21 protein-coding genes and 1 riboswitch are annotated in these 18655 nt (G+C 59.2%); of the genes, 7 read left to right on the plus strand and 14 right to left on the minus strand.

The genetic code is table 11. The features are described 5' to 3' along the window. Positions 1 to 107: 107 nt before the first annotated feature. Positions 108 to 641 carry a hypothetical protein gene (locus tag GOV80_RS03970; protein WP_170782920.1) on the minus strand — a complete coding sequence of 178 codons (534 nt, stop codon included), beginning with the start codon at positions 639 to 641 and terminating at the stop codon, positions 108 to 110. A gap of 218 nt (positions 642 to 859) precedes the next feature. Between GOV80_RS03970 and GOV80_RS03975 the strand changes: the two genes are divergently transcribed. Beyond that, positions 860 to 1339 carry a YHS domain-containing (seleno)protein gene (locus GOV80_RS03975; protein WP_170769915.1) on the plus strand — a complete coding sequence of 160 codons (480 nt, stop codon included), beginning with the start codon at positions 860 to 862 and terminating at the stop codon, positions 1337 to 1339. Between the two features lie 31 nt (positions 1340 to 1370). Here the strand turns inward: GOV80_RS03975 and GOV80_RS03980 are convergent, their stop codons facing one another. The 10 genes from GOV80_RS03980 to miaB all read right to left on the minus strand — a co-directional run bounded on the left by GOV80_RS03980 (position 1371) and on the right by miaB (position 11913). Next, a complete protein-coding gene (locus tag GOV80_RS03980) occupies positions 1371 to 1988 on the minus strand; it encodes a (d)CMP kinase (RefSeq protein WP_170769914.1) in 618 nt (205 codons plus the stop codon). Beyond that, complete coding sequence (aroA, locus tag GOV80_RS03985) at positions 1985 to 3331, minus strand: 3-phosphoshikimate 1-carboxyvinyltransferase (protein ID WP_170769913.1); 1347 nt, start codon at positions 3329 to 3331, stop codon at positions 1985 to 1987. The genes GOV80_RS03980 and aroA overlap by 4 nt, the downstream gene beginning before the upstream one ends. Positions 3332 to 3400: 69 nt before the next feature. After that, a complete protein-coding gene (gene trmB / locus GOV80_RS03990; RefSeq protein ID WP_170782921.1) occupies positions 3401 to 4111 on the minus strand; it encodes a tRNA (guanine(46)-N(7))-methyltransferase TrmB in 711 nt (236 codons plus the stop codon). A gap of 125 nt (positions 4112 to 4236) precedes the next feature. Continuing rightward, on the minus strand, positions 4237 to 5418 hold the full coding sequence (gene metK / locus GOV80_RS03995; RefSeq protein ID WP_170782922.1) for a methionine adenosyltransferase: 1182 nt from the start codon (positions 5416 to 5418) through the stop codon (positions 4237 to 4239). 5 nt (positions 5419 to 5423) lie between these two features. Next, positions 5424 to 5472, minus strand: a riboswitch (SAM-SAH riboswitch). Positions 5473 to 5514: 42 nt separating this feature from the next. Further along, complete coding sequence (gene lnt, locus GOV80_RS04000) at positions 5515 to 7011, minus strand: apolipoprotein N-acyltransferase (protein ID WP_170782923.1); 1497 nt, start codon at positions 7009 to 7011, stop codon at positions 5515 to 5517. Then, positions 7008 to 7895 carry a hemolysin family protein gene (locus tag GOV80_RS04005; RefSeq protein WP_170769909.1) on the minus strand — a complete coding sequence of 296 codons (888 nt, stop codon included), beginning with the start codon at positions 7893 to 7895 and terminating at the stop codon, positions 7008 to 7010. The genes lnt and GOV80_RS04005 overlap by 4 nt, the downstream gene beginning before the upstream one ends. A gap of 36 nt (positions 7896 to 7931) precedes the next feature. After that, positions 7932 to 8426, minus strand: a complete 495-nt coding sequence (gene ybeY, locus GOV80_RS04010; RefSeq protein ID WP_170782924.1) for an rRNA maturation RNase YbeY — start codon at positions 8424 to 8426, stop codon at positions 7932 to 7934. Between the two features lie 38 nt (positions 8427 to 8464). Continuing rightward, positions 8465 to 9487, minus strand: coding sequence for a PhoH family protein (locus GOV80_RS04015; protein WP_170782925.1), 1023 nt, complete (start codon positions 9485 to 9487; stop codon positions 8465 to 8467). 156 nt (positions 9488 to 9643) lie between these two features. Beyond that, positions 9644 to 10408: an outer membrane protein gene (locus GOV80_RS04020; protein WP_336510117.1), complete on the minus strand. Its 765-nt coding sequence runs from the start codon at positions 10406 to 10408 to the stop codon at positions 9644 to 9646. Between the two features lie 185 nt (positions 10409 to 10593). Further along, positions 10594 to 11913 carry a tRNA (N6-isopentenyl adenosine(37)-C2)-methylthiotransferase MiaB gene (miaB, locus tag GOV80_RS04025; protein ID WP_170782926.1) on the minus strand — a complete coding sequence of 440 codons (1320 nt, stop codon included), beginning with the start codon at positions 11911 to 11913 and terminating at the stop codon, positions 10594 to 10596. Between the two features lie 120 nt (positions 11914 to 12033). Between miaB and GOV80_RS04030 the strand changes: the two genes are divergently transcribed. Further along, positions 12034 to 12897: a glycosyltransferase family protein gene (locus GOV80_RS04030; RefSeq protein ID WP_170783006.1), complete on the plus strand. Its 864-nt coding sequence runs from the start codon at positions 12034 to 12036 to the stop codon at positions 12895 to 12897. 68 nt (positions 12898 to 12965) lie between these two features. On the opposite strand, the gene GOV80_RS04035 is transcribed toward GOV80_RS04030, so the two are convergent. Then, complete coding sequence (locus GOV80_RS04035; RefSeq protein WP_170782927.1) at positions 12966 to 13763, minus strand: phytanoyl-CoA dioxygenase family protein; 798 nt, start codon at positions 13761 to 13763, stop codon at positions 12966 to 12968. An 86-nt stretch (positions 13764 to 13849) separates the two neighbouring features. On the opposite strand from GOV80_RS04035, the gene GOV80_RS04040 reads away from it, so the two are divergent. Beyond that, on the plus strand, positions 13850 to 14740 hold the full coding sequence (locus tag GOV80_RS04040) for a LysR family transcriptional regulator (protein ID WP_170782928.1): 891 nt from the start codon (positions 13850 to 13852) through the stop codon (positions 14738 to 14740). Positions 14741 to 14742: 2 nt separating this feature from the next. Here the strand turns inward: GOV80_RS04040 and irrA are convergent, their stop codons facing one another. Beyond that, on the minus strand, positions 14743 to 15159 hold the full coding sequence (irrA, locus tag GOV80_RS04045) for an iron response transcriptional regulator IrrA (protein ID WP_170769903.1): 417 nt from the start codon (positions 15157 to 15159) through the stop codon (positions 14743 to 14745). 188 nt (positions 15160 to 15347) lie between these two features. Here irrA and fabA point away from each other — a divergent pair, with 188 nt between their 5' ends. The 4 genes from fabA to GOV80_RS04065 are packed head-to-tail and all read left to right on the plus strand — an operon-like array spanning position 15348 to position 18166. After that, complete coding sequence (fabA, locus tag GOV80_RS04050) at positions 15348 to 15857, plus strand: bifunctional 3-hydroxydecanoyl-ACP dehydratase/trans-2-decenoyl-ACP isomerase (protein WP_170326986.1); 510 nt, start codon at positions 15348 to 15350, stop codon at positions 15855 to 15857. A gap of 31 nt (positions 15858 to 15888) precedes the next feature. After that, entirely contained in the window at positions 15889 to 17118 is a 1230-nt protein-coding gene (gene fabB / locus GOV80_RS04055) for a beta-ketoacyl-ACP synthase I (RefSeq protein ID WP_170782929.1), read from the plus strand. Between the two features lie 5 nt (positions 17119 to 17123). Continuing rightward, positions 17124 to 17915 carry an enoyl-ACP reductase FabI gene (locus tag GOV80_RS04060; protein ID WP_170782930.1) on the plus strand — a complete coding sequence of 264 codons (792 nt, stop codon included), beginning with the start codon at positions 17124 to 17126 and terminating at the stop codon, positions 17913 to 17915. Positions 17916 to 17974: 59 nt separating this feature from the next. After that, positions 17975 to 18166 (plus strand): hypothetical protein, encoded by a 192-nt coding sequence (locus tag GOV80_RS04065; protein WP_170782931.1) that lies wholly within the window; start codon positions 17975 to 17977, stop codon positions 18164 to 18166. Positions 18167 to 18183: 17 nt separating this feature from the next. Here the strand turns inward: GOV80_RS04065 and GOV80_RS04070 are convergent, their stop codons facing one another. Then, on the minus strand, positions 18184 to 18612 hold the full coding sequence (locus tag GOV80_RS04070; protein ID WP_170782932.1) for an FKBP-type peptidyl-prolyl cis-trans isomerase: 429 nt from the start codon (positions 18610 to 18612) through the stop codon (positions 18184 to 18186). Positions 18613 to 18655: the final 43 nt, after the last annotated feature.

The following is an 18655-nucleotide window of genomic DNA, read 5'->3' on the forward strand; positions in this document are numbered from 1 at the left end:
CCTTGTTTTGGGGGACTATAACAGCTTTCCCTAACCTAGCCAGAGCCTATGACCGGTGCTTTGGAAATGTTGTCAGATAGCAGAAGTCTGCGCCGCGACATCGGCGTTCAGATTTCCTCGCCCTTCTTCAAAAGCTCTTCGATCAGGGCGCGCTGCAAACCCTGACTGTCACCGCCCCCAAACTCGGCCGCACCACCGGAATAGAGCGTGCCATATGTCTTGGCGATATTCACTGTCTGCGCCAGACCCGAGATCAGCTGATCCTTCTCAAGCGCCGACAACGGATGGATATAGGCCGCCCACAATGTACCATTGGCTATGGCATAGCGTGCATCCAAAGTACTGTCGAAATTCGCTTGCATCACGCGCTGCAGATCCGTTGGCGACAGATCGTCCGCACTGACAATCGCCACCATGGCCCGCATCCGGTCGGCGTTGATATCAGTAACGACAAAAACCGGGACGTCGCCCAATGTTAGTTGAAAACCCGGACCTTGCGGCAGTGCCTCGGGATCCAATGCAAACAGAATTTTACCCAGCCGTTCATAGGTCATGGGAGGTTCCAGTACCGGGGTCTCTTGCGCCTCTTGGGCAGCCAGACCTGTGGCCAGAAATATCATGAAAAAGGCTAGTCGGATCATGGCGAGGCTCCCGCTGGTTTCAGTGTCAGCATAAAAGGCAGCAGGTCACGTGACCAAACAAAGCTTAGTGAAGGCATCACCGAGAAGCGCCGCAATTTTGAACGATCTGCAAAACTGTAAGTCCTTTCTGTCATAGTTCGTTCGGTTGAGCGTTGTTAGATTTGTTTCAGCGACGGATACCCCGACCGCTCTGAGCCCAAAGCACGTAAGGAAACGCAATGAAATCTCTGATCCTGACCACCCTGATCGCCGCCCTGCCCTTGGTTGCTGCACCGGCCTTTGCAGCAGACGAAATCAACGTCTCGAACGGCATTTCAGCAGCGGGCGCTCCACTGGCGGCGCATGGTGTCGACCTGGTGGCGCTGGTGACAAATGGCAATCCGGTGGAAGGCTTTGCCAACCACTCGGCGACTTATGATGGCGCATCGTACTATTTCACCTCGGCGGATAACCTCGCCGCGTTCGAGGCCAACCCGGCGGCGTATCTGCCCCAACATGGCGGTTTCTGCTCGTTCGGTGTGTCGGTCGGGAAGAAATTTGATGGCGACCCGGATCAGTACCTTATTGCAGATGGCAAGCTGTACCTGTTCCTGAATGCAGAAACCCGCGCCGCCTTCCTGAAAGACGTCCCCGGCACAGCGAAAACAGCTGATGGTCAGTGGTCGAAAATCAAAAGCATCGCAGTCGGCGAGCTGTAATCCCGACACCTCGCAGCGATCACCCGCGGCGCTACGGCGTCGCGGGCTTGCGTTCTGCGATGAGCGTAATGGCCTGTGCCAGGGCCTCTTCGACGCTGAGGTCCGAAGTATCCAGCAAAACGGCATCCTCAGCCGGTTTCATCGGGGCTGTACTCCGCTCGGCATCGCGGGCATCGCGCTCGCGCACATCAGCAAGGACCTGTTCACGGGTCACATCGTCGCCCTTGGCGCTCAGTTCCAGATACCGCCGTTCAGCGCGCACCTCGGCGCTGGCGGTGACGAACAGCTTGGCCTCGGCCTCGGGGCAGATCACGGTTCCGATGTCACGCCCGTCTAGCACTGCGCCGCTATCCCGTCGGGCAAAGGCGCGCTGGAAATCGACCAAAGCCGCGCGGACCTCGGGGATCACCGCCACTTTCGACGCGGCCTGAGCGATCTCGGCCGTGCGCAGATCGCCCTGCTGCAACTCCTCGGCGGTCAGGGCCTCGGCCGCCGCGATGGGCTCCATCCCTTCCAGCGTCCGCCGCCCCACCGCGCGGTACAAAAGCCCGGTGTCCAGATGCGCAAAGCCGAAATGTGCCGCAACCCCTTTCGAGATCGTGCCCTTCCCAGCAGCTGCAGGGCCGTCTATGGCGACCGTAAAGCTCATGTGCGTACGACCTTGGCGCCCAGCGCAGCCATCAGCGGTTCAAAAATCGGGAACGAAGTCGCAATCGGGCCGCCATCATCAACCGAGACCGGCGATTTCGCTCCCATTCCCATCACCATGAACGACATGGCGATGCGGTGATCCAGAAAGCTCTCGCAGGTGCCGCTGCCGGGGACATTGCCGATGCCCAGACCGTCAATCGACCACCAATCCTCGCCCTCATCCACGGTCACGCCATTGGCACGCAACCCGCGGGCCATGGCGTCGATCCGGTCGCTTTCCTTGACGCGCAGCTCTTTCACCCCGCCCATCATCGTGGTGCCCGTGGCATTGGCCGCAACCACAGACAGCACCGGGTATTCGTCAATCATCGAGGCCGCGCGTTCCGGCGGCACGTTGATGCCCTTCATGTTGGGCGAGTATTTCGCGCGCAGGTCAGCGACCGGCTCGCCACCCTCTTCGCGCTCATTCTCATAAGTCAGGTCCGCACCCATCTCGCGCAGCGTGGTAAACAGCCCCGCGCGGGTCGGGTTCAGGCCAATACCCGGCACCAGCACATCCGAACCCGGCGTGATCAGCGCCGCGCAAACCGGGAACGCCGCGCTGGACGGGTCACGCGGCACGGCAATAACCTGCGGTTTCAACTCAGGACGACCGGTCAGGGTGATCACCCGGCCCTCATCGGTATCCTCAACGGTGATCTCTGCGCCGAACCCGGCCAGCATCCGTTCGGAATGGTCGCGGGTGGCCTCTTTTTCGATCACCACGGTTTTGCCCGGTGCGTTCAGACCGGCCAGCAGCACGGCGGATTTCACCTGCGCCGACGGAACGGGAACCTCATAGCGCACCGGAACCGGTTCGGCGGCACCTACAATGGTCATCGGCAAACGCCCACCCGAGCGACCAACCGATTGCGCCCCAAACAGCGCCAGCGGGTCCGTCACCCGCGCCATGGGGCGTTTGTTCAGGCTGGCATCGCCGGTAAACGTGGCTGAGATCGGGCAGGTCGCCATCGCGCCCATGATCAGCCGCACACCCGTGCCCGAATTGCCGCAATCAATCACCTGATCCGGCTCGGCAAAGCCGCCAACGCCCACGCCATGCACGGTCCATTCACCGCCACCATGATCCGTAACCTCAGCCCCAAAGGCGCGCATGGCCTTGGCGGTATCCAGAACATCCTCACCTTCCAGCAGGCCGGAAATCTTCGTCTCACCCACCGCCATCGCGCCCAAAATCAGCGACCGGTGCGAGATCGACTTGTCGCCGGGCACCTCTGCCGTTCCGGTCAGCGGACCGCAGGGATGCGAGGTCATCGGGATGGGCGTGCCGTGTCCGGACATGGGGGCTCCTGTTTTCGCTATCAGTGCCTTAGCCGATTAGCGAATTGGGGCCAGATGGTCCAGCGGCAATCAGCCCTTGCGGCGGAAGGTCAGGTAGTGCGGCGTGCGCCCTTCGCGCAGAGCTTTCTGTTCATAGCGGGTGGAAATCCAGTCGTCCCACGGTTCGCGCCAATCAGAGGGGCGCTCCGCCAGCCATTCGAACCCCGCGCGCGGCACTTCCTCGAGCGTTTGGCGGACATAGTCGGGAATGTCCGTCGCCACGCGAAAGATCGAACCCGGTTTCAGCGCCCGCGCCAACGGCTCCAGGTGCTCCGGGGTCACAAAGCGGCGGCGATGGTGCCGCGTCTTGGGCCACGGATCGGGATAGAGCAGGAACGCGCGGGAAATGCTGGCCTCGGGCAGCACATCGAACAGATCACGCGCATCGCCGGGATGGACGGCGAGGTTCTCAACCCCCGCCTGCCGGATTTTACCCAACAACATGGCGACGCCGTTAATGTAAGGTTCGGCCCCTATGATGCCGATGTCAGGATTGCGCGCAGCCTGATGCACCAGGTGCTCACCACCACCAAAGCCGACCTCAAGCCAGACGTCGCGACCGTCAAACAGCTCCTGCAAGTCCAGCGGCTTGCGTTCAGGGTTGCTCTCCCAATCGACCGCACCCGGGGACAGCGCATCAAGGTCTTCGCTTAGATAGGTCTTCTGGCTTTGCTTCAGGGTTTTGCCTTTGAAGCGGCCATAAAAGTTCCGGCGGGGGCGTTGGGGGATCTCGGTGCTCATGGGCCGAGCCCATACTGTGCCGAAACCACGGACGCAAGAGGGCGACCGGTCCACTCAACAGACCTGCCGCCCCCAAAAAGCACCAGAATAGAGCGCGCCCGAATGGGCGCACCTTTGGTCTAAGATCAGACCGCCGCTTTCAGCGCGTCCGCCAGATCAGTGCTTTCCCAGCTGAAGCCGCCATCGGCATCGGGTTCGCGGCCGAAGTGGCCGTAGGCTGCAGTGCGCTGGTAGATCGGCTTGTTCAGTTGCAGATGCTCGCGGATGCCGCGCGGGGTCAGGTCCATTACCTGGCCCACGGCTTTTTCGATCGCCGCATCTGCGATCTGGCCCGTGCCATGCGTATCCGCGTAGATCGATAGAGGCTTGGACACGCCAATCGCATAGCTGAGCTGGATCGTGCAACGCTCAGCCATACCGGCAGCCACTACATTCTTTGCCAGATAGCGTGCGGCATAGGCGGCCGAACGATCCACTTTGGTCGGGTCTTTACCCGAGAACGCGCCACCACCGTGAGGTGCTGCACCCCCATAGGTGTCCACGATGATCTTGCGACCAGTCAGGCCAGCATCGCCATCGGGGCCGCCGATCACAAATTTGCCGGTCGGGTTTACGTGCCATTCGGTCTCGGCCGACAGCCAACCTTCGGGCAGAGTCTCGCGGATATAAGGCTCGACAATGGCGCGGATGTCATCCGAGCTCAGCGCCGCGTCCAGATGCTGGGTCGACAGCACGATCGAGCTGACGCCGACGGGTTTTCCGTCACGGTAGACAACCGAAAGCTGCGACTTGGCATCGGGGCCCAGCGCAGGCTCGGAGCCGTTTTTGCGCACTTCAGCCAGCCGACGCAGGATCGCGTGGGAATACTGGATCGGAGCCGGCATCAACGCAGGCGTTTCGGTCGTGGCATAGCCGAACATGATCCCCTGATCGCCTGCCCCTTCGTCCTTGTCATCGGCGGCATCGACACCCTGCGCGATATGGGCGGATTGTTCGTGCAGCAGGTTCGTCACTTCGACGGTTTCGTGGTGGAACTTGTCCTGCTCGTAGCCGATATCCTTGATACAGGCGCGCGCGATGTCGTCGATATGCGCCATGTAGTCGTGCAACTTGTCCTGATCCGACAGGCCCACTTCGCCACCGATGACAACCCGGTTGGTGGTGGCAAACGTCTCGCACGCGACGCGTGCTTCGGGTTCTTCGTTCAAAAAGGCGTCAAGGACGGCGTCTGAAATCCGGTCGCAGACTTTATCCGGGTGCCCTTCGGACACGGATTCCGAAGTGAAAGTATAGTTCTGTCGGGACATGAATGTGCTCCATTAAGATTTCCCCATCACGCCAGGAAGCCGTTGTGACGGGCATGCGAGGGGATACGCCCGCACAAAGCCGGGGTCAATCGGTATTTATGCGTCTACCCGCCGGGCGTTGCGCCAAAGCAGCGCGGTCAGGCCGAATAGCACAAAAAAGACCGGATAGTCGCCGATCCGCGCATACAGTGTCCGAGCCAGCGGGGCAGGCAAAAGCGCGTCGATAAACCCCGCCTCTCCAAGTGGCAGTGCCTTGGTGATCCGCCCCAAAGGGTCGATCATCGCCGAGACACCAGTATTGGCGGCGCGCATCATTGGCAGGCCCTGTTCAACCGCGCGCATTTGGGCTTGGGCGAGGTGCTGATACGGCCCGGACCGAGTGCCAAACCAAGCATCATTGGTGATCTGCATCAGAAAATCCGCGCGCCCCGGTGCCGACAAGACATCTTGCGTGAACACCGCCTCATAGCAGATCAACGGCAGGGCCAGCCCCAGCTTTCCCGCCTCGATCAGCTCAGCGCCCGGACCGGCGCTGAAGCCGTTGCCCGTGGTCGTGGCCATGCCGTGAATGCCGAACCGGGCCATCACGTCCCCAAACGGAACGTATTCGCCAAACGGGGCCAGATGGTGCTTGTCATACAGGCCCTGCTGCTGCCCATCTTCATTCAGGTAGATCATCGAGTTGTAGATCCGGGGCCCATCCCCCCGTTGAATGCCCAGAAAAACCGGCGTTCCCTGCGCGGCTTCGGCAATCGCGTCCAGATAAGGCTGCGCGCTACCCAGCCAAGCGGGAACCGAGGTTTCCGGCCACACGATCAGGTCCGGGCGTGGCTGCAGCGCCGAAAATTCAATCTGGCGGGCAAAGAAAAGCGGAGCATAGTCTGGGTCCCATTTCTGGTGCTGCGGCGCGTTCGGCTGGATCAGACGGACGATGTGTTCGGTATTGGTAACGTCCGGGCGCATCGCGGCGTATCCCAAACCCAGACCTGCAAAACCAACCGACAGACACAAAGGCAGGAAAATCCCCTTGCGCCGCGACAGCGCCGCGCCCAGCGGCAGAGTAGCCAGCAAGGTCAACGCCCCCAACCCATAGGGCCCGGTCAGAGCAAGAACCTGCGCCACGGGTGTGTCCACCCAGACCTGCGCCAACCCGGCCCACGGAAACCCGGTCAGCACATAGCCACGCGCCGCTTCTGCCAGCGCGATGATCAGTGCGAGCAAAACAGTTTGCCCCACCCCCGATGCGCCGGATTTTCGTGCCACCCAAAATGCCAGAGCCCAGAACAGGGCAAGCCCTCCGGCCATAAACACCAGCGCAAAAGGCGCCATCCATCCGTAGCGCGGCGCGTCGACCAGAAATGGCTCAACGATCCAGCTTAGGGCATGGACGAAATAGCCCGTCGCGAAGGCCCAACCGATCCAGGCTGCCTGCCCTCGGCTTTTGCTGGACAGGTAAACCGGGGCCAGCAGCGTCAGCGCGATAACTGTCGCCCACCAATACCCGAACGGAGCAAGGCCAAAGGCGGCCACGCCACCAAGCACTGCGGCAGACAGGAAGATCAGCCAGAATGGCCAGCCCCCCACAGGGGTCATGCAACAAGATCCGGCAACATTACGCGCAGGCGCTTGATACGGCGCGGGTCGGCGTCGATCACCTCAAACTCAGGGCCTTCGGGATGCAAAACAACCTCGCCGCGCGCAGGCACGCGGCCGGACAGCATAAAGACCAACCCGCCCAACGTGTCGATTTCTTCCTCGTCCACATCCTCGTGGCTGGTCAGAGACCTTCCAATCTCGGCCTCGAACTCCTCGACTGGGACGCGGGCTTGAACGACATAGCAGCCTGGCTTTTCCTGCACCCATAGCTGACTTTCGTCAGCGTCATGCTCATCTGCAATCTCACCCACAACCTGCTCAATCAGGTCTTCGATGGTCAGCAACCCGTCAACACCACCATATTCGTCGATCACCAAGGCCATATGCCTACGTTCTGTCTGCATCTTGGTCAGCAGAACCCCAATTGGCATCGAGGGCGGAACAAACAGCAAAGTCCGTAACATCGAGACCAGATCGAATTCGGATGATGTTCCGTTGAACCCATGGGTCAGCGCGAAATCCTTAAGGTGCACGAAGCCCAAAGGCGTATCCAGTGTCCCTTCATAAACAGGTATCCGCGACAGACCGCTTTCGCGAAACACCTGCGCAAGCTCGTCTTTGGAGATGGTCGAAGGAACTGACACGATTTCTGCCGTGGGAATGGCCACATCTTCAACCCGCATCCGGCGCAGGTTGATCATGCCGCGTGGCTGTGTCGCCTCAGTGTCATGACCATTCATCGCAGTGGCCTCCCCCTCGGTCGGGGTTGAGAACGCATCTACTATTCGCGAGAAAAACCCTGTCTTCTCTTTGCTGTTTTCGCCGCTGTTCTGCGGTTGCGCGCTTTGCGCCGCCATAGAACTGCCGTCTGTTTCGCCCATTATCCTAGTCCAAATGATCGGCCTGACTGGCCCGTATTAAACTATATATGGGTTATCAATACCCATTTTGCCAAGTATCTCGACCTCAAGCCCCTCCATCAAAGTGGCGTCGGGGTCACGAATGTGATCATAGCCCAGCAGATGTAACAATCCGTGAATGATCAGATGCGTCACGTGATCGTCCATGGGTTTGCCTGCCTCGGCAGCCTCGCGGGTGCAGGTATCGAAGGAAATGGCGATATCCCCAAGAGCGATTTCACCGGTAAAATCGGGCTGCGGATGGTCAGGGATATCGCCTGCGGCCTCGGGCGACAGATCCTCGGCGGGCCAACTCAGCACGTTGGTCGGGCTGGGTTTTTCCCGAAACTCGGCGTTCAGCGCGGCAATGTGGGCATCATCGCAGGCCAGAACACTGACTTCACACAGATCTGCATCCAGATCAAAACGATGGAACACCGCCTGAGCGGCACGGTCTACCAATGCTTCCAGACCTCTCCAACGGGGGTCTTCGACCGTCAGTTCAATAGCCATGTCAATTCGCCCAATACCCGGTATCCGCAGCGCGGGCCTTATCCGGTTTCACGCCCCGCGTCGGCCTCATACGCCTCGATAATGGCGGCGACAAGCGGGTGGCGGACCACATCTTTGGAAGTGAAGTAGTTGAAGCTGATATTCGGGATCGTTTTCAACAAACGTTCCGCATCTGCCAGCCCCGATTGCACCCCGCGCGGCAGATCGACCTGCGAGCGGTCACCGGTGATCACCATCCGGCTACCTTCACCCAGACGGGTCAGGAACATCTTCATCTGCATGGTCGTGGCGTTCTGCGCCTCATCCAGCACCACGAAGGCATTCGCAAGGGTACGCCCCCGCATGAAGGCCAGCGGCGCGATTTCGATCCGCTTTTCCTCGATCAGCTTGGCCAATTGCTTGCCGGGCAAAAAGTCGTTCAGCGCATCATACAGCGGCTGCATGTAGGGATCGACCTTGTCCTTCATATCGCCGGGCAGGTATCCCAGCTTCTCGCCCGCCTCGACCGCCGGACGGCTGAGGATGATGCGATCCACATGCCCGCCGATGAACATCGACACACCAACAGCAACGGCAAGATAAGTTTTACCCGTGCCTGCCGGCCCGATTCCAAAGGCCAGTTCATTGTTGAACAGCGACTGCACATAGGCTTTCTGCGCGTCTGTGCGGGGCTCGACCAGTTTCTTGCGAGTCTTGATCTCGACCGTGCCGCCCTTGAACATCTCAAGCTGATCGCCGTCGCGGCTGCCGGTTCCGGTCTCGGACCCGCCCATGCGCAACTCACGATCCACATCTGCGGCTTCAACCTCGCGCCCGCCTTCCAGACGTGTGTAAAGCGCCTGGAGCACCTCAATCGCCTGTTTCTGGGCATCATCGTCACCCATGACGACAAGCTGATTGCCACGGCGCACGATCTGAACCGATAGCTTGTTTTCGATGTCGGTCAGATTGCGGTCATATTCGCCGCAAAGGTCAATCAACAACCGGTTGTCTGGAAATTCAACAAACGCCTCACGCTGGGGCATTTCATCTTGCGGTGGGGTCAGGGCACCGATGGCCAATCCGTTCTCCTGTCTTGGCGTTTCACCCTGAGCGTGACAACAATTGCCGGTAGGTGCAAGCCACAGATTCAAATTTTCCGGATCAGATGACAATTCCGCCGATTGACTGTAATTTCAGCCAATCATCCCGGCATTCGACAGAGCACTCTCTGCAAATCAGAACGTATAAGTCAGACCAAACCGAAGACTGCGATACTCCGGCGTGGAACGGGTCGAGAATCCGTTGCCAAATTCGATATCCTCACCCTGAAACTGAACATATTCATATTCGCCGGTGATTGACCAATCGTCGTTCAGGTAATGCTCGGCCCCAATACTTAGCGAGAATCCATCCCGGCTGTCACTCTCCTGAAATGACTGTGTCGTTGCGCCGGTGGTGATGCTGTTTGTCGTTTCGATGTCGCCGCGCACATAGCCAGCGGACACAAAATAAAGGATGGAGCCGCTTTTGTTTGTCAGGCCATTGCGGAATCGGATGGACAACACGTCCGACACTTCGGACCCGCCGGTGACTGTCGTTCCACTGATCAGCGCGGTTGTTTCATCGTCAATCGAGCCGAACTCATACCCGATTTCAAGGCCGTAAACATAGTCGCGCCCGCCTTTGGCCGGAAGAACACCGCGCCATCCAGCCCGAACGCCGCCGAATGACCCGTTCAAGTCCAATTCGCCAATGGGAAACGTGCCGCCTGGTGTGGCCAAACCGAACTGATCCGTTCCGCCACTTGCGTATCCCGCCGTCAATCCCAGATAGAAAGCGCTAACGTCGCGATCAACCCGCTGCGGATCCAATACCGGAGGGTCTGACAAGGCGGCATCGGTATTGCCCGCAATCGCTGCCCCTGAGAGCCCCAAAAGCGAAACCATCACCGCCAAAACAAACTGCAAACAAAGCTTTGTTTTATTTCTTTCGACTACCACTCGCACCCTCCAAGGCCCAGACACTTTGCCCGCGTCAGTACACAACCCGAAAATTCAGAGGCTACAAATGTCGTAGGTCCCTAAAAAATCTGGCTTTTCTCGGAGCATAGAACGAAGCGATAAATCAAGCGTTAATTTTCAGTTCAAATTGACCCTTGGCGTTTTCATCACAGATAGCGCGCGTGTCAGACAAGCTCACCCGCCAGCGAATTCGCGCCCGACGAGGTGATGCGTACGTCTCGCAACTCTCCGATGGCCAAATCCGCGTCGGCCACGTGAACCGAATGAAGATACTCGGATTTTCCGACCATCTGCCCCGGTAGACGACCCGGCTTTTCAAACAAAACACGCACGTTTCGGCCCACCATCGCATCCTGAATTTCGCGTTGATGCCGGGTGATCACGGCCTGCAAGCGCTGTAGGCGATCATCCGCCACCTCGGGATCAACCTGAGACCGCTCGGCTGCCGGCGTTCCCGGACGGGTCGAATATTTGAACGAATACGCGTATCCGTATCTGACTTGCTCAACCAAATCCAATGTCGCCTGGAAATCCGCATCGGTTTCCTCGGGGAAGCCCACGATGAAGTCGCCTGACATCATGATATCCGGCCGTGCTTCGCGAATACGTTCGATCAGACGCAAATAGCTGTCTGCCGTATGGCTGCGATTCATCCGCTTCAGAATCCGGTCCGAGCCCGACTGAACCGGCAGATGCAAATAGGGCATCAGCTTGTCGCAGGTTCCGTGCGCCTCGATCAGGTCATCGGCCATGTCGTTGGGGTGCGACGTAGTGAACCGGATACGCTCCAGCCCGTCAACCTTGTTCAACTCCCAGATCAGCCTGGCCAGCGTCATGTCACCGTTGGGTCCGGCCCCGTGATAGGCGTTGACGTTCTGACCCAGCAAAGTGATCTCACGCACGCCGCGTTCGACCAGATCCCGCGCCTCACGGATGATGCGATCCGCCGGGCGGCTAACCTCGGCCCCGCGGGTATAGGGCACAACGCAGAAGGCACAGAACTTGTCGCAGCCTTCCTGAACGGTCAAAAACGCCGTCGGGCCACGCTTGGCTTTGGGCCGGTTCTTGAGCTTTTCGAACTTGTCTTCCTCGGGGAAGTCGGTGTCCAGCGCCTTGGCGCCCTCGCGGGTCTTGGCCTCCATCTCGGGCAGACGGTGGTAGCTTTGGGGCCCCACCACCAGATCGACCAGAGGCTGACGACGCATGATCTCTTCACCCTCGGCCTGTGCAACACAACCGGCCACACCGATCTTCAAATCGGGCTTTTCCGCTTTCAGCCCTTTGAAGCGACCCAACTCGGAATAGACCTTCTCAGCCGCCTTTTCGCGGATATGGCAGGTATTCAGCAGAATCATATCCGCGTCATCGGGGCTTTGGGTTTCCACATATCCCTGACCGCCCAGCGTTTCGGCCATACGCTCGCTGTCATAGACGTTCATCTGGCAACCATAGGTCTTGATGTACAGCTTTTTGGGTTCCGACATGGGTAAGGCCTTTGCGTTCGCGGGATCGGCGTCGTCTATACCTTACGAACGCCGCTTGCAATGCCCGCGCGATTACCCGATTTTGGCCCGAAACGCCAGCAAGACGAGCGCGAACAGGCCATGCAATACGACTCGGTGAATTCCTTTCTGCGATCTGGTATACCCACGCTGTCAAAAGGCCCAATTGCTCTGATCTTTGCCGAGGATGAGGTCGAGGTCGAAAGCACGATCCGTCACCACCTGAACCTCGGCTTCGCTGCGCTGGTAGCCTTCATGCCCACCGAATTCACTTTGTCCGACGATCTGGCCGAGCGCATACACCGTGTCACTTTGACCTGCGCCCCGCGCACAGTCGTCTTCGACACGATCAATACTATGATCGCATCGGCCCCGACGCGTTGGATGTATTATTGCTACAACGCCGAATACCTGTTCTTCCCCTTCTGCGAGACCCGCACCATCGGCGAGATGCTGGCCTTTCACACCGAAGAACGCCGTGATGCAATGTTGACCCACGTGGTCGACCTCTATGCTGACGATCTGGCGGCTTTCCCCAACGGGGTTGCTCCGGATCGCGCGATGCTGGACCGAAGCGGGTACTACGCACACACCCGCCACACGCCCGACGGCCACCCGGTTGAACGGCAGTTGGACATGTCAGGGGGGCTGCGCTGGCGGTTTGAAGATCACATTCCTTATGAACGCCGCCGCATCGACCGGATTGGTCTGTTCAAATCCCGCAAGGGCCTGACGCTCCGGTCAGATCACACGTTCAACACACAGGAATACAACACCTATTCCTGCCCCTGGCATCATAACCTGACGGCTGCGATCTGTTCCTTCCGTGCGGCAAAGGCTCTGAAATCAAACGCAGGATCGACCTTTGAAATCCCAAGTTTTCAATGGCGCAACTCGGTCGCGTTCGAATGGACCTCAAACCAGTTGCTGGACCTGGGCCTGATCGAACCGGGACAATGGTTCTGATCCGCCCTTCATCTGGCCAAAAATATCCCGGGGGAGGTGCGGCCCCGCCGCGCCGGGCGCAGAGCCCCCTATCGCGGCCACACCATCGGAAACCAATCCTCGCGCAGGCGCTGCCCCGGCACCATGTCATGGCCCGGAAACGGGGGTGAGGTGCGGCCGGGTCGCTCCACATAGCGCGCATCATCCCCCACCAACCGCAACGAAAACGCGCGGCGGCGACTGTCTGAGTGATTCCCGCGTGCGCCGTGCAATGTGCGATAGTTGAAAGCTACCGCGTCGCCCGGCTGCATTTCGAATTCGACCACATTCATCCCTTCGGTGTCCGGGTCAGGTACAGGGATGTACTGGCCCTCATCCGCAAAGAACCCCTCCTCAGACACCCAGCGGGTCGGCAACACCTCTTTCTCCCACCGATGCGATCCGGCCACGCAGCGCAAGGTGGCCTGTGACACCGAGTCCAGCGGGGACCAAAAGCTGATCGTCTGCCGACCTTCGACAAAGTAATACGGACCATCCTGATGCCAGGGCGTCGCCATCGAGGTCCCCGGCTCTTTCACCAGTACATGATCGTGAAACACTTGCACGGTCTGCGATTGCATAAGATCCGCCGCGACCTCGGCCGCCGGAGAGTTGTGGACTACGTCCTGAAACTGCTCGATTCGCGACCAGTTGCAGTAGTCGTCAAAGAACAGTCCCGTTTCGCCCTGTTTCTTGTTGTCCGAGGCATATGGACCGGGATCCGCCATATTCGCTGCTACTCCGTCGCGCAGGCGATCAACGTAGTCGGCAAACAGCCCCCTGATCAGCACGACGCCGTCACGCTGATAAGTGTCGATCATGTCTTGCGTCACAAGGGAGTGGGTCATGTTCGTCTCCGAGCCGGTTGTGCGATGATCTGCGCATGGCATTGCACTCTGTTCAAGTCATATCTTTTGAAGGTAGATATAAAGTCATGTTATATCTTTCTCTACGACAGTACGAATATGTCTGCGCCATCGGTCGACATGGGGGCCTGTCGGCGGCAGCGCAGCATCTGAATGTGTCCCAACCCGCTCTGTCCAACGCCCTGACACGGGTCGAAGAACAAGTGGGCCACCCACTATTCACCCGCAAACGCGGCGCAGCCATGAGCCTGACCCCACAAGGGCGCAGGTTCATCGAACAGGCCGAGGCCCTGCTGGCCCGCGCAGCGCAACTGGAAAACTCATCTGCCGAGGGACCTGCGGCGGCGCGCCTGCGCTTGGGATGTTTCGAAGATCTTGCGCCGTTCTTGCTGGCGCGCGCTTTGCGCCTGTTGCGCAGGGAACTCCCAGATGTCGCTGTGACCTACCGCGTGGCGGATTTACAGGGCCTAGTCTCGGGCCTGGTTCAGGGGGAAATCGACTTGGCATTCACCTACGGCCTGACTTTGGATGCTGGCTTCTCGACGACGCAGTTGTTTGCAAATTCCCCGAACGCGGTGATGTCTCCGGATCACCCGCTTGCGGGGCGGGAACACGTCTTGTTAAGTGACGTGGCCGCCTATCCCTTGATCCTGTCGGATGAAGGGCTTTCGGCACAACATTTTCTCAATCTCTTCCGCTCAGCCGGACAGACCCCAAAGGTTGCCCACCGAGCAGCATCGCTGGAAATTCAACGCAGCTTTGCGGCGCATAAAGAAGGGGTTGCGATGACTTATGCCAACATCCCAGCCCCGCTCAGCTACGACGGAACGCCGCTGGTCAGCCTGCCCGTCACTGACCAGATCGCGCGCGAGCCGGTTGTGCTGGCGCGGCACGGTACGGGACCGCTGGATGCGCTTACCGAACGGGCGCAACAGGTCCTGGCTGAATTATCGACGTAAGGTTATTTCTTCCGCAGACGGATCACTACATCGACCGACGCGATTTCGACCCCCTCAGGCGCGTCAGGCAGGCGCTGAATCACCAACTGGTCCGACGGCGCATCGCTCAGGCGGCCTTCGTCTTCCCAGAAGAAATGCGGATGGTCATGGGTGTTGGTGTCGAAATAGCTTTTTGAACCGTCCACGGTGATTTCCTGCAACACCCCGGCCTCGCAGAACGCGCGCAGCGTGTTGTAGACCGTCGCCAAAGACACAGCATCGCCGTTCTTTTTGGCCGATTCAAACAGGCTTTCCGCGGTGACATGACGATGATTTCCGTCACCCACCAAAAGCTCCGCCAGGGCCACGCGCTGACGTGTCGGGCGCAATCCGGCGTGAACCAACCAATTAGTGGCTATGCTCTGGCTTTCTGGTGTCATGAATCCGATACCGATTTGTTGCTTGTGTATATATAAGTGCTGAGGCCTAGGAATTTCAAATGAAATTCATTCGCAAGAACAGACGGAACTGGTCATGATGTATGTCACCGCTCTTGCAGGACCTTGCATACGGGTGCTAGACGAGGCCAGATTAGATAAACGGACCCCTGGCAGGAGAGGCGGCAAGAATGGCCCAATTCCCGAGCAGCTTTGACAAGGATGATCTGCTGAAATGCGCCCGTGGCGAATTATTCGGCCCCGGTAACGCGCAGTTGCCCGCCCCGCCGATGCTGATGATGGACCGGATTACCGATATCTCAGCCGATGGTGGAGCCCATGGCAAAGGTCATGTTTTGGCGGAATTCGACATTACTCCGGACCTGTGGTTCTTTGACTGCCACTTCCCCGGCAACCCGATTATGCCCGGTTGTCTGGGGCTGGATGGCCTGTGGCAGCTGACCGGCTTTAACCTGGGCTGGCGCGGCTGGCAGGGGCGTGGCATGGCTGTTGGCGTGGGCGAGGTCAAGCTGACCGGCATGGTCCGCCCCGACCGCAAGATGCTGACTTACAAAATTGATTTCAAAAAAGCGATCCAGACGCGCCGCCTGACCATGGGTGTGGCGGATGGTATCGTCGAAGCGGACGGTGAAATGATTTACGACGTCAAGGACATGAAAGTCGTCCTGTCCGAAGCCTGAGCCTGATCGGCCCGAAATAAGGAGCACGCATATGCGTCGAGTAGTTGTCACCGGTTTGGGGATTGTCTCCTCCATCGGGAACAATGCCCAAGAGGTTCTGGCCTCACTCAAAGCTGGCAAATCCGGCATTGAGGCCAATGAGCAGATGGTCGAACACGGTTTCCGCAGCCAGATTGCCGGCTCGCTGAAGATCGACGTGACCGAGCATGTGGACAAGCGTACCTTGCGTTTCATGGGTCCCGGTGCGGCTTATGCCCATATCGCGATGAGTCAGGCGATCGCAGATTCCGGTCTGACCGAAGATCAGGTGGTGAACCCGCGCACAGGTCTGGTGGCCGGCTCGGGTGGCCCCTCGACCAGTGCGATGCTGACTGCGCATCAAACCGTGCTGAAGAACGGCGCAACCAAGCGGATCGGGCCGTTTGCGGTGCCGAAATGCATGTGCTCGACCATCTCGGCGAACCTTGCGACGGCGTTCAAGATCAAGGGCATCAACTATTCGATTACATCGGCCTGCTCGACCTCGCTGCATTGCATCGGCAACGCGGCGGAACAGATCATGCTGGGCAAGCAGGACGTGATGTTTGCAGGCGGCGGAGAAGAGCTGGACTGGACGCTGTCCTGCCTGTTCGACGCGATGGGCGCAATGTCATCGAAATACAACGACACGCCGGACAAAGCCTCGCGCGCCTTTGACCAGAATCGCGACGGGTTCGTGATTTCCGGTGGCGGCGGGATCGTCGTGCTTGAGGATCTGGATCACGCTTTGGCACGCGGTGCCAAGATCTATGCCGAAGTGACCGGCTATGCCGCCACCTCGGACGGCCATGACATGGTGGCCCCTTCGGGTGAAGGCGGCGAACGCGCGATGCGTCTGGCACTGTCCACACTACCCGAAGGCCGCAAGGTTGGATACATCAACGCCCACGGAACCTCGACCCCGGTCGGCGATGTGGGCGAGGTTGAAGCCGTACGCCGCATCTTTGGCGAAGGCAACGTGCCGCCGATTTCTTCGACCAAGTCGATGACCGGCCACGCGCAAGGTGCCGCAGGCGCATTGGAGGCGATCTTCTGCCTGCTGATGCTGGACAATGATTTCATTACACCGTCGATCAATGTCGAAACGCTCGCCGAAGGCATCCAGCCCGGTGAAATTGCAACGCAGGTCGTTGAAAATGCGGGGCTCGACTCGGTGATGACCAACAGCTTCGGCTTTGGCGGCACCAACGGATCCATGGTTCTTTCAAAGTATAACGGGTGAATGTGATGTCGGATCTTCTTAAAGGCAAACGCGGCCTGATCATGGGCGTGGCGAACGACCGCTCGATCGCGTGGGGTATCGCCAAAGCCATGCACGAGGCCGGTGCCGAACTGGCATTCACCTATCAGGGCGAGGCTTTTGGTAAACGGCTGGAGCCGCTGGCCCAGAGCCTCGGCAGCGACTTCATGGTCGACGCCGATGTCACCGATGACGACTCGCTGGACCGAGCGTTCGGCGAGCTGGGCGAACGCTGGCCCACCATTGATTTCGTGGTTCATGCGATTGCCTATTCGGACAAGTCGGAACTGACCGGCCGCTTCCTGAACACGACGCGGGCGAATTTCAAACACTCGATGGACGTGTCGGCCTATTCCTTCATCGAGGTCGCGCGCCGCGCCTATCCGATGATGAAAGACAATGGTGGCACGCTGCTGACGCTGACATATCAGGGTTCGAACCGCGTGGTTCCGAACTACAACGTGATGGGTGTGGCCAAGGCGGCGCTGGAATCGGCGACGCGCTATCTGGCCAATGATCTTGGCCCCGAAGGCATTCGCGTCAACGCCATCTCGCCCGGTCCGATGAAAACGCTGGCCGGTGCGGCCATCGGTGGCGCACGCAAGACCTACAAGTTCTGCGACCAGAACGCGCCCATGCGTTCGAACGCTACGCTTGAGGCCGTAGGCGGCACCGCTGTTTATTTGGCATCCGAGGCCGGGGCATGCACCTCGGGCGAGATCATCAAGGTAGATGGTGGCTTCCACGTTCTGGGCATGCCGCAGCCTGACTTTATGTGACCCCAATTTTCCCCGCCGGTGCCCAGATTTGACCATCTTTCACCGGCAGGGATACGGGTATGAGCAAAGCTGAACATATCGCGGCAAGCACCGCGCGCACGTCCCGATCCCGTCGCAAGTCTGGATTTCTGGGTGCGCGAGGGCGCATAGCCCTGCTGGGCCTGACCACAATACTGATGCTGTTTGTGTATTTGACCCAGCCGCAGGTCAGAACCGCAGTCGCATCCTGGACCAGCCTGCTGACAGGCTGATCCGCATCGGCGCGGGGTCAGTTGATCGACACCACCTCGATATCAAACACGAGATCCTGACCGGCCAAAGGATGGTTGGCGTCCAGTGTCACTGTTGCCTCATCCGCTTCGACCACCGTCACCGGCATAACCTGTCCGTCGGGTGCCTGCATTTGCAGACGTGAACCGGGCTCCAGCGGGATATCATCGGGGATGCCTTCGCGCGGGATGCTCTGCCGCATTTCCGGATTGATCGGCCCATAGGCGTCGACGCAGGCAATCTCGACCTTCTTCTTCTCGCCCACTGTCAGGCCGGGCATGGCACTGTCGAGTCCCGGAATGATCTGCCCCGAGCCGACCACGAATTCCAGCGGATCGCGCCCGTCCGAGCTGTCAAATACGTTCCCGTCCAGCAACGTCCCCGTATAGTGAATGCGAACCGTGTCGCCCTGTTTGATAGCGGTCATTCTGGCCTCCGGCCGTTAAAGAGTTGAGCGACCAACCCTAGAG

This window comes from Ruegeria lacuscaerulensis (assembly GCF_013034685.1).
GTDB classification, from domain to species: domain Bacteria; phylum Pseudomonadota; class Alphaproteobacteria; order Rhodobacterales; family Rhodobacteraceae; genus Ruegeria; species Ruegeria lacuscaerulensis_B.

What these genes read in the sequence shown, in the direction of transcription:
- GOV80_RS03970 (WP_170782920.1), bottom strand. Translation starts at nt 641, where the DNA reads ATGATCCGACTAGCCTTTTTCATGATATTTCTGGCCACAGGTCTGGCT.
- GOV80_RS03975 (WP_170769915.1), top strand. Translation starts at nt 860, where the DNA reads ATGAAATCTCTGATCCTGACCACCCTGATCGCCGCCCTGCCCTTGGTT.
- GOV80_RS03980 (WP_170769914.1), bottom strand. Translation starts at nt 1,988, where the DNA reads ATGAGCTTTACGGTCGCCATAGACGGCCCTGCAGCTGCTGGGAAGGGC.
- aroA (WP_170769913.1), bottom strand. Translation starts at nt 3,331, where the DNA reads ATGTCCGGACACGGCACGCCCATCCCGATGACCTCGCATCCCTGCGGT.
- trmB (WP_170782921.1), bottom strand. Translation starts at nt 4,111, where the DNA reads ATGAGCACCGAGATCCCCCAACGCCCCCGCCGGAACTTTTATGGCCGC.
- metK (WP_170782922.1), bottom strand. Translation starts at nt 5,418, where the DNA reads ATGTCCCGACAGAACTATACTTTCACTTCGGAATCCGTGTCCGAAGGG.
- lnt (WP_170782923.1), bottom strand. Translation starts at nt 7,011, where the DNA reads ATGACCCCTGTGGGGGGCTGGCCATTCTGGCTGATCTTCCTGTCTGCC.
- GOV80_RS04005 (WP_170769909.1), bottom strand. Translation starts at nt 7,895, where the DNA reads ATGGGCGAAACAGACGGCAGTTCTATGGCGGCGCAAAGCGCGCAACCG.
- ybeY (WP_170782924.1), bottom strand. Translation starts at nt 8,426, where the DNA reads ATGGCTATTGAACTGACGGTCGAAGACCCCCGTTGGAGAGGTCTGGAA.
- miaB (WP_170782926.1), bottom strand. Translation starts at nt 11,913, where the DNA reads ATGTCGGAACCCAAAAAGCTGTACATCAAGACCTATGGTTGCCAGATG.
- GOV80_RS04030 (WP_170783006.1), top strand. Translation starts at nt 12,034, where the DNA reads ATGCAATACGACTCGGTGAATTCCTTTCTGCGATCTGGTATACCCACG.
- GOV80_RS04035 (WP_170782927.1), bottom strand. Translation starts at nt 13,763, where the DNA reads ATGACCCACTCCCTTGTGACGCAAGACATGATCGACACTTATCAGCGT.
- GOV80_RS04040 (WP_170782928.1), top strand. Translation starts at nt 13,850, where the DNA reads ATGTTATATCTTTCTCTACGACAGTACGAATATGTCTGCGCCATCGGT.
- irrA (WP_170769903.1), bottom strand. Translation starts at nt 15,159, where the DNA reads ATGACACCAGAAAGCCAGAGCATAGCCACTAATTGGTTGGTTCACGCC.
- fabA (WP_170326986.1), top strand. Translation starts at nt 15,348, where the DNA reads ATGGCCCAATTCCCGAGCAGCTTTGACAAGGATGATCTGCTGAAATGC.
- fabB (WP_170782929.1), top strand. Translation starts at nt 15,889, where the DNA reads ATGCGTCGAGTAGTTGTCACCGGTTTGGGGATTGTCTCCTCCATCGGG.
- GOV80_RS04060 (WP_170782930.1), top strand. Translation starts at nt 17,124, where the DNA reads ATGTCGGATCTTCTTAAAGGCAAACGCGGCCTGATCATGGGCGTGGCG.
- GOV80_RS04065 (WP_170782931.1), top strand. Translation starts at nt 17,975, where the DNA reads ATGAGCAAAGCTGAACATATCGCGGCAAGCACCGCGCGCACGTCCCGA.
- GOV80_RS04070 (WP_170782932.1), bottom strand. Translation starts at nt 18,612, where the DNA reads ATGACCGCTATCAAACAGGGCGACACGGTTCGCATTCACTATACGGGG.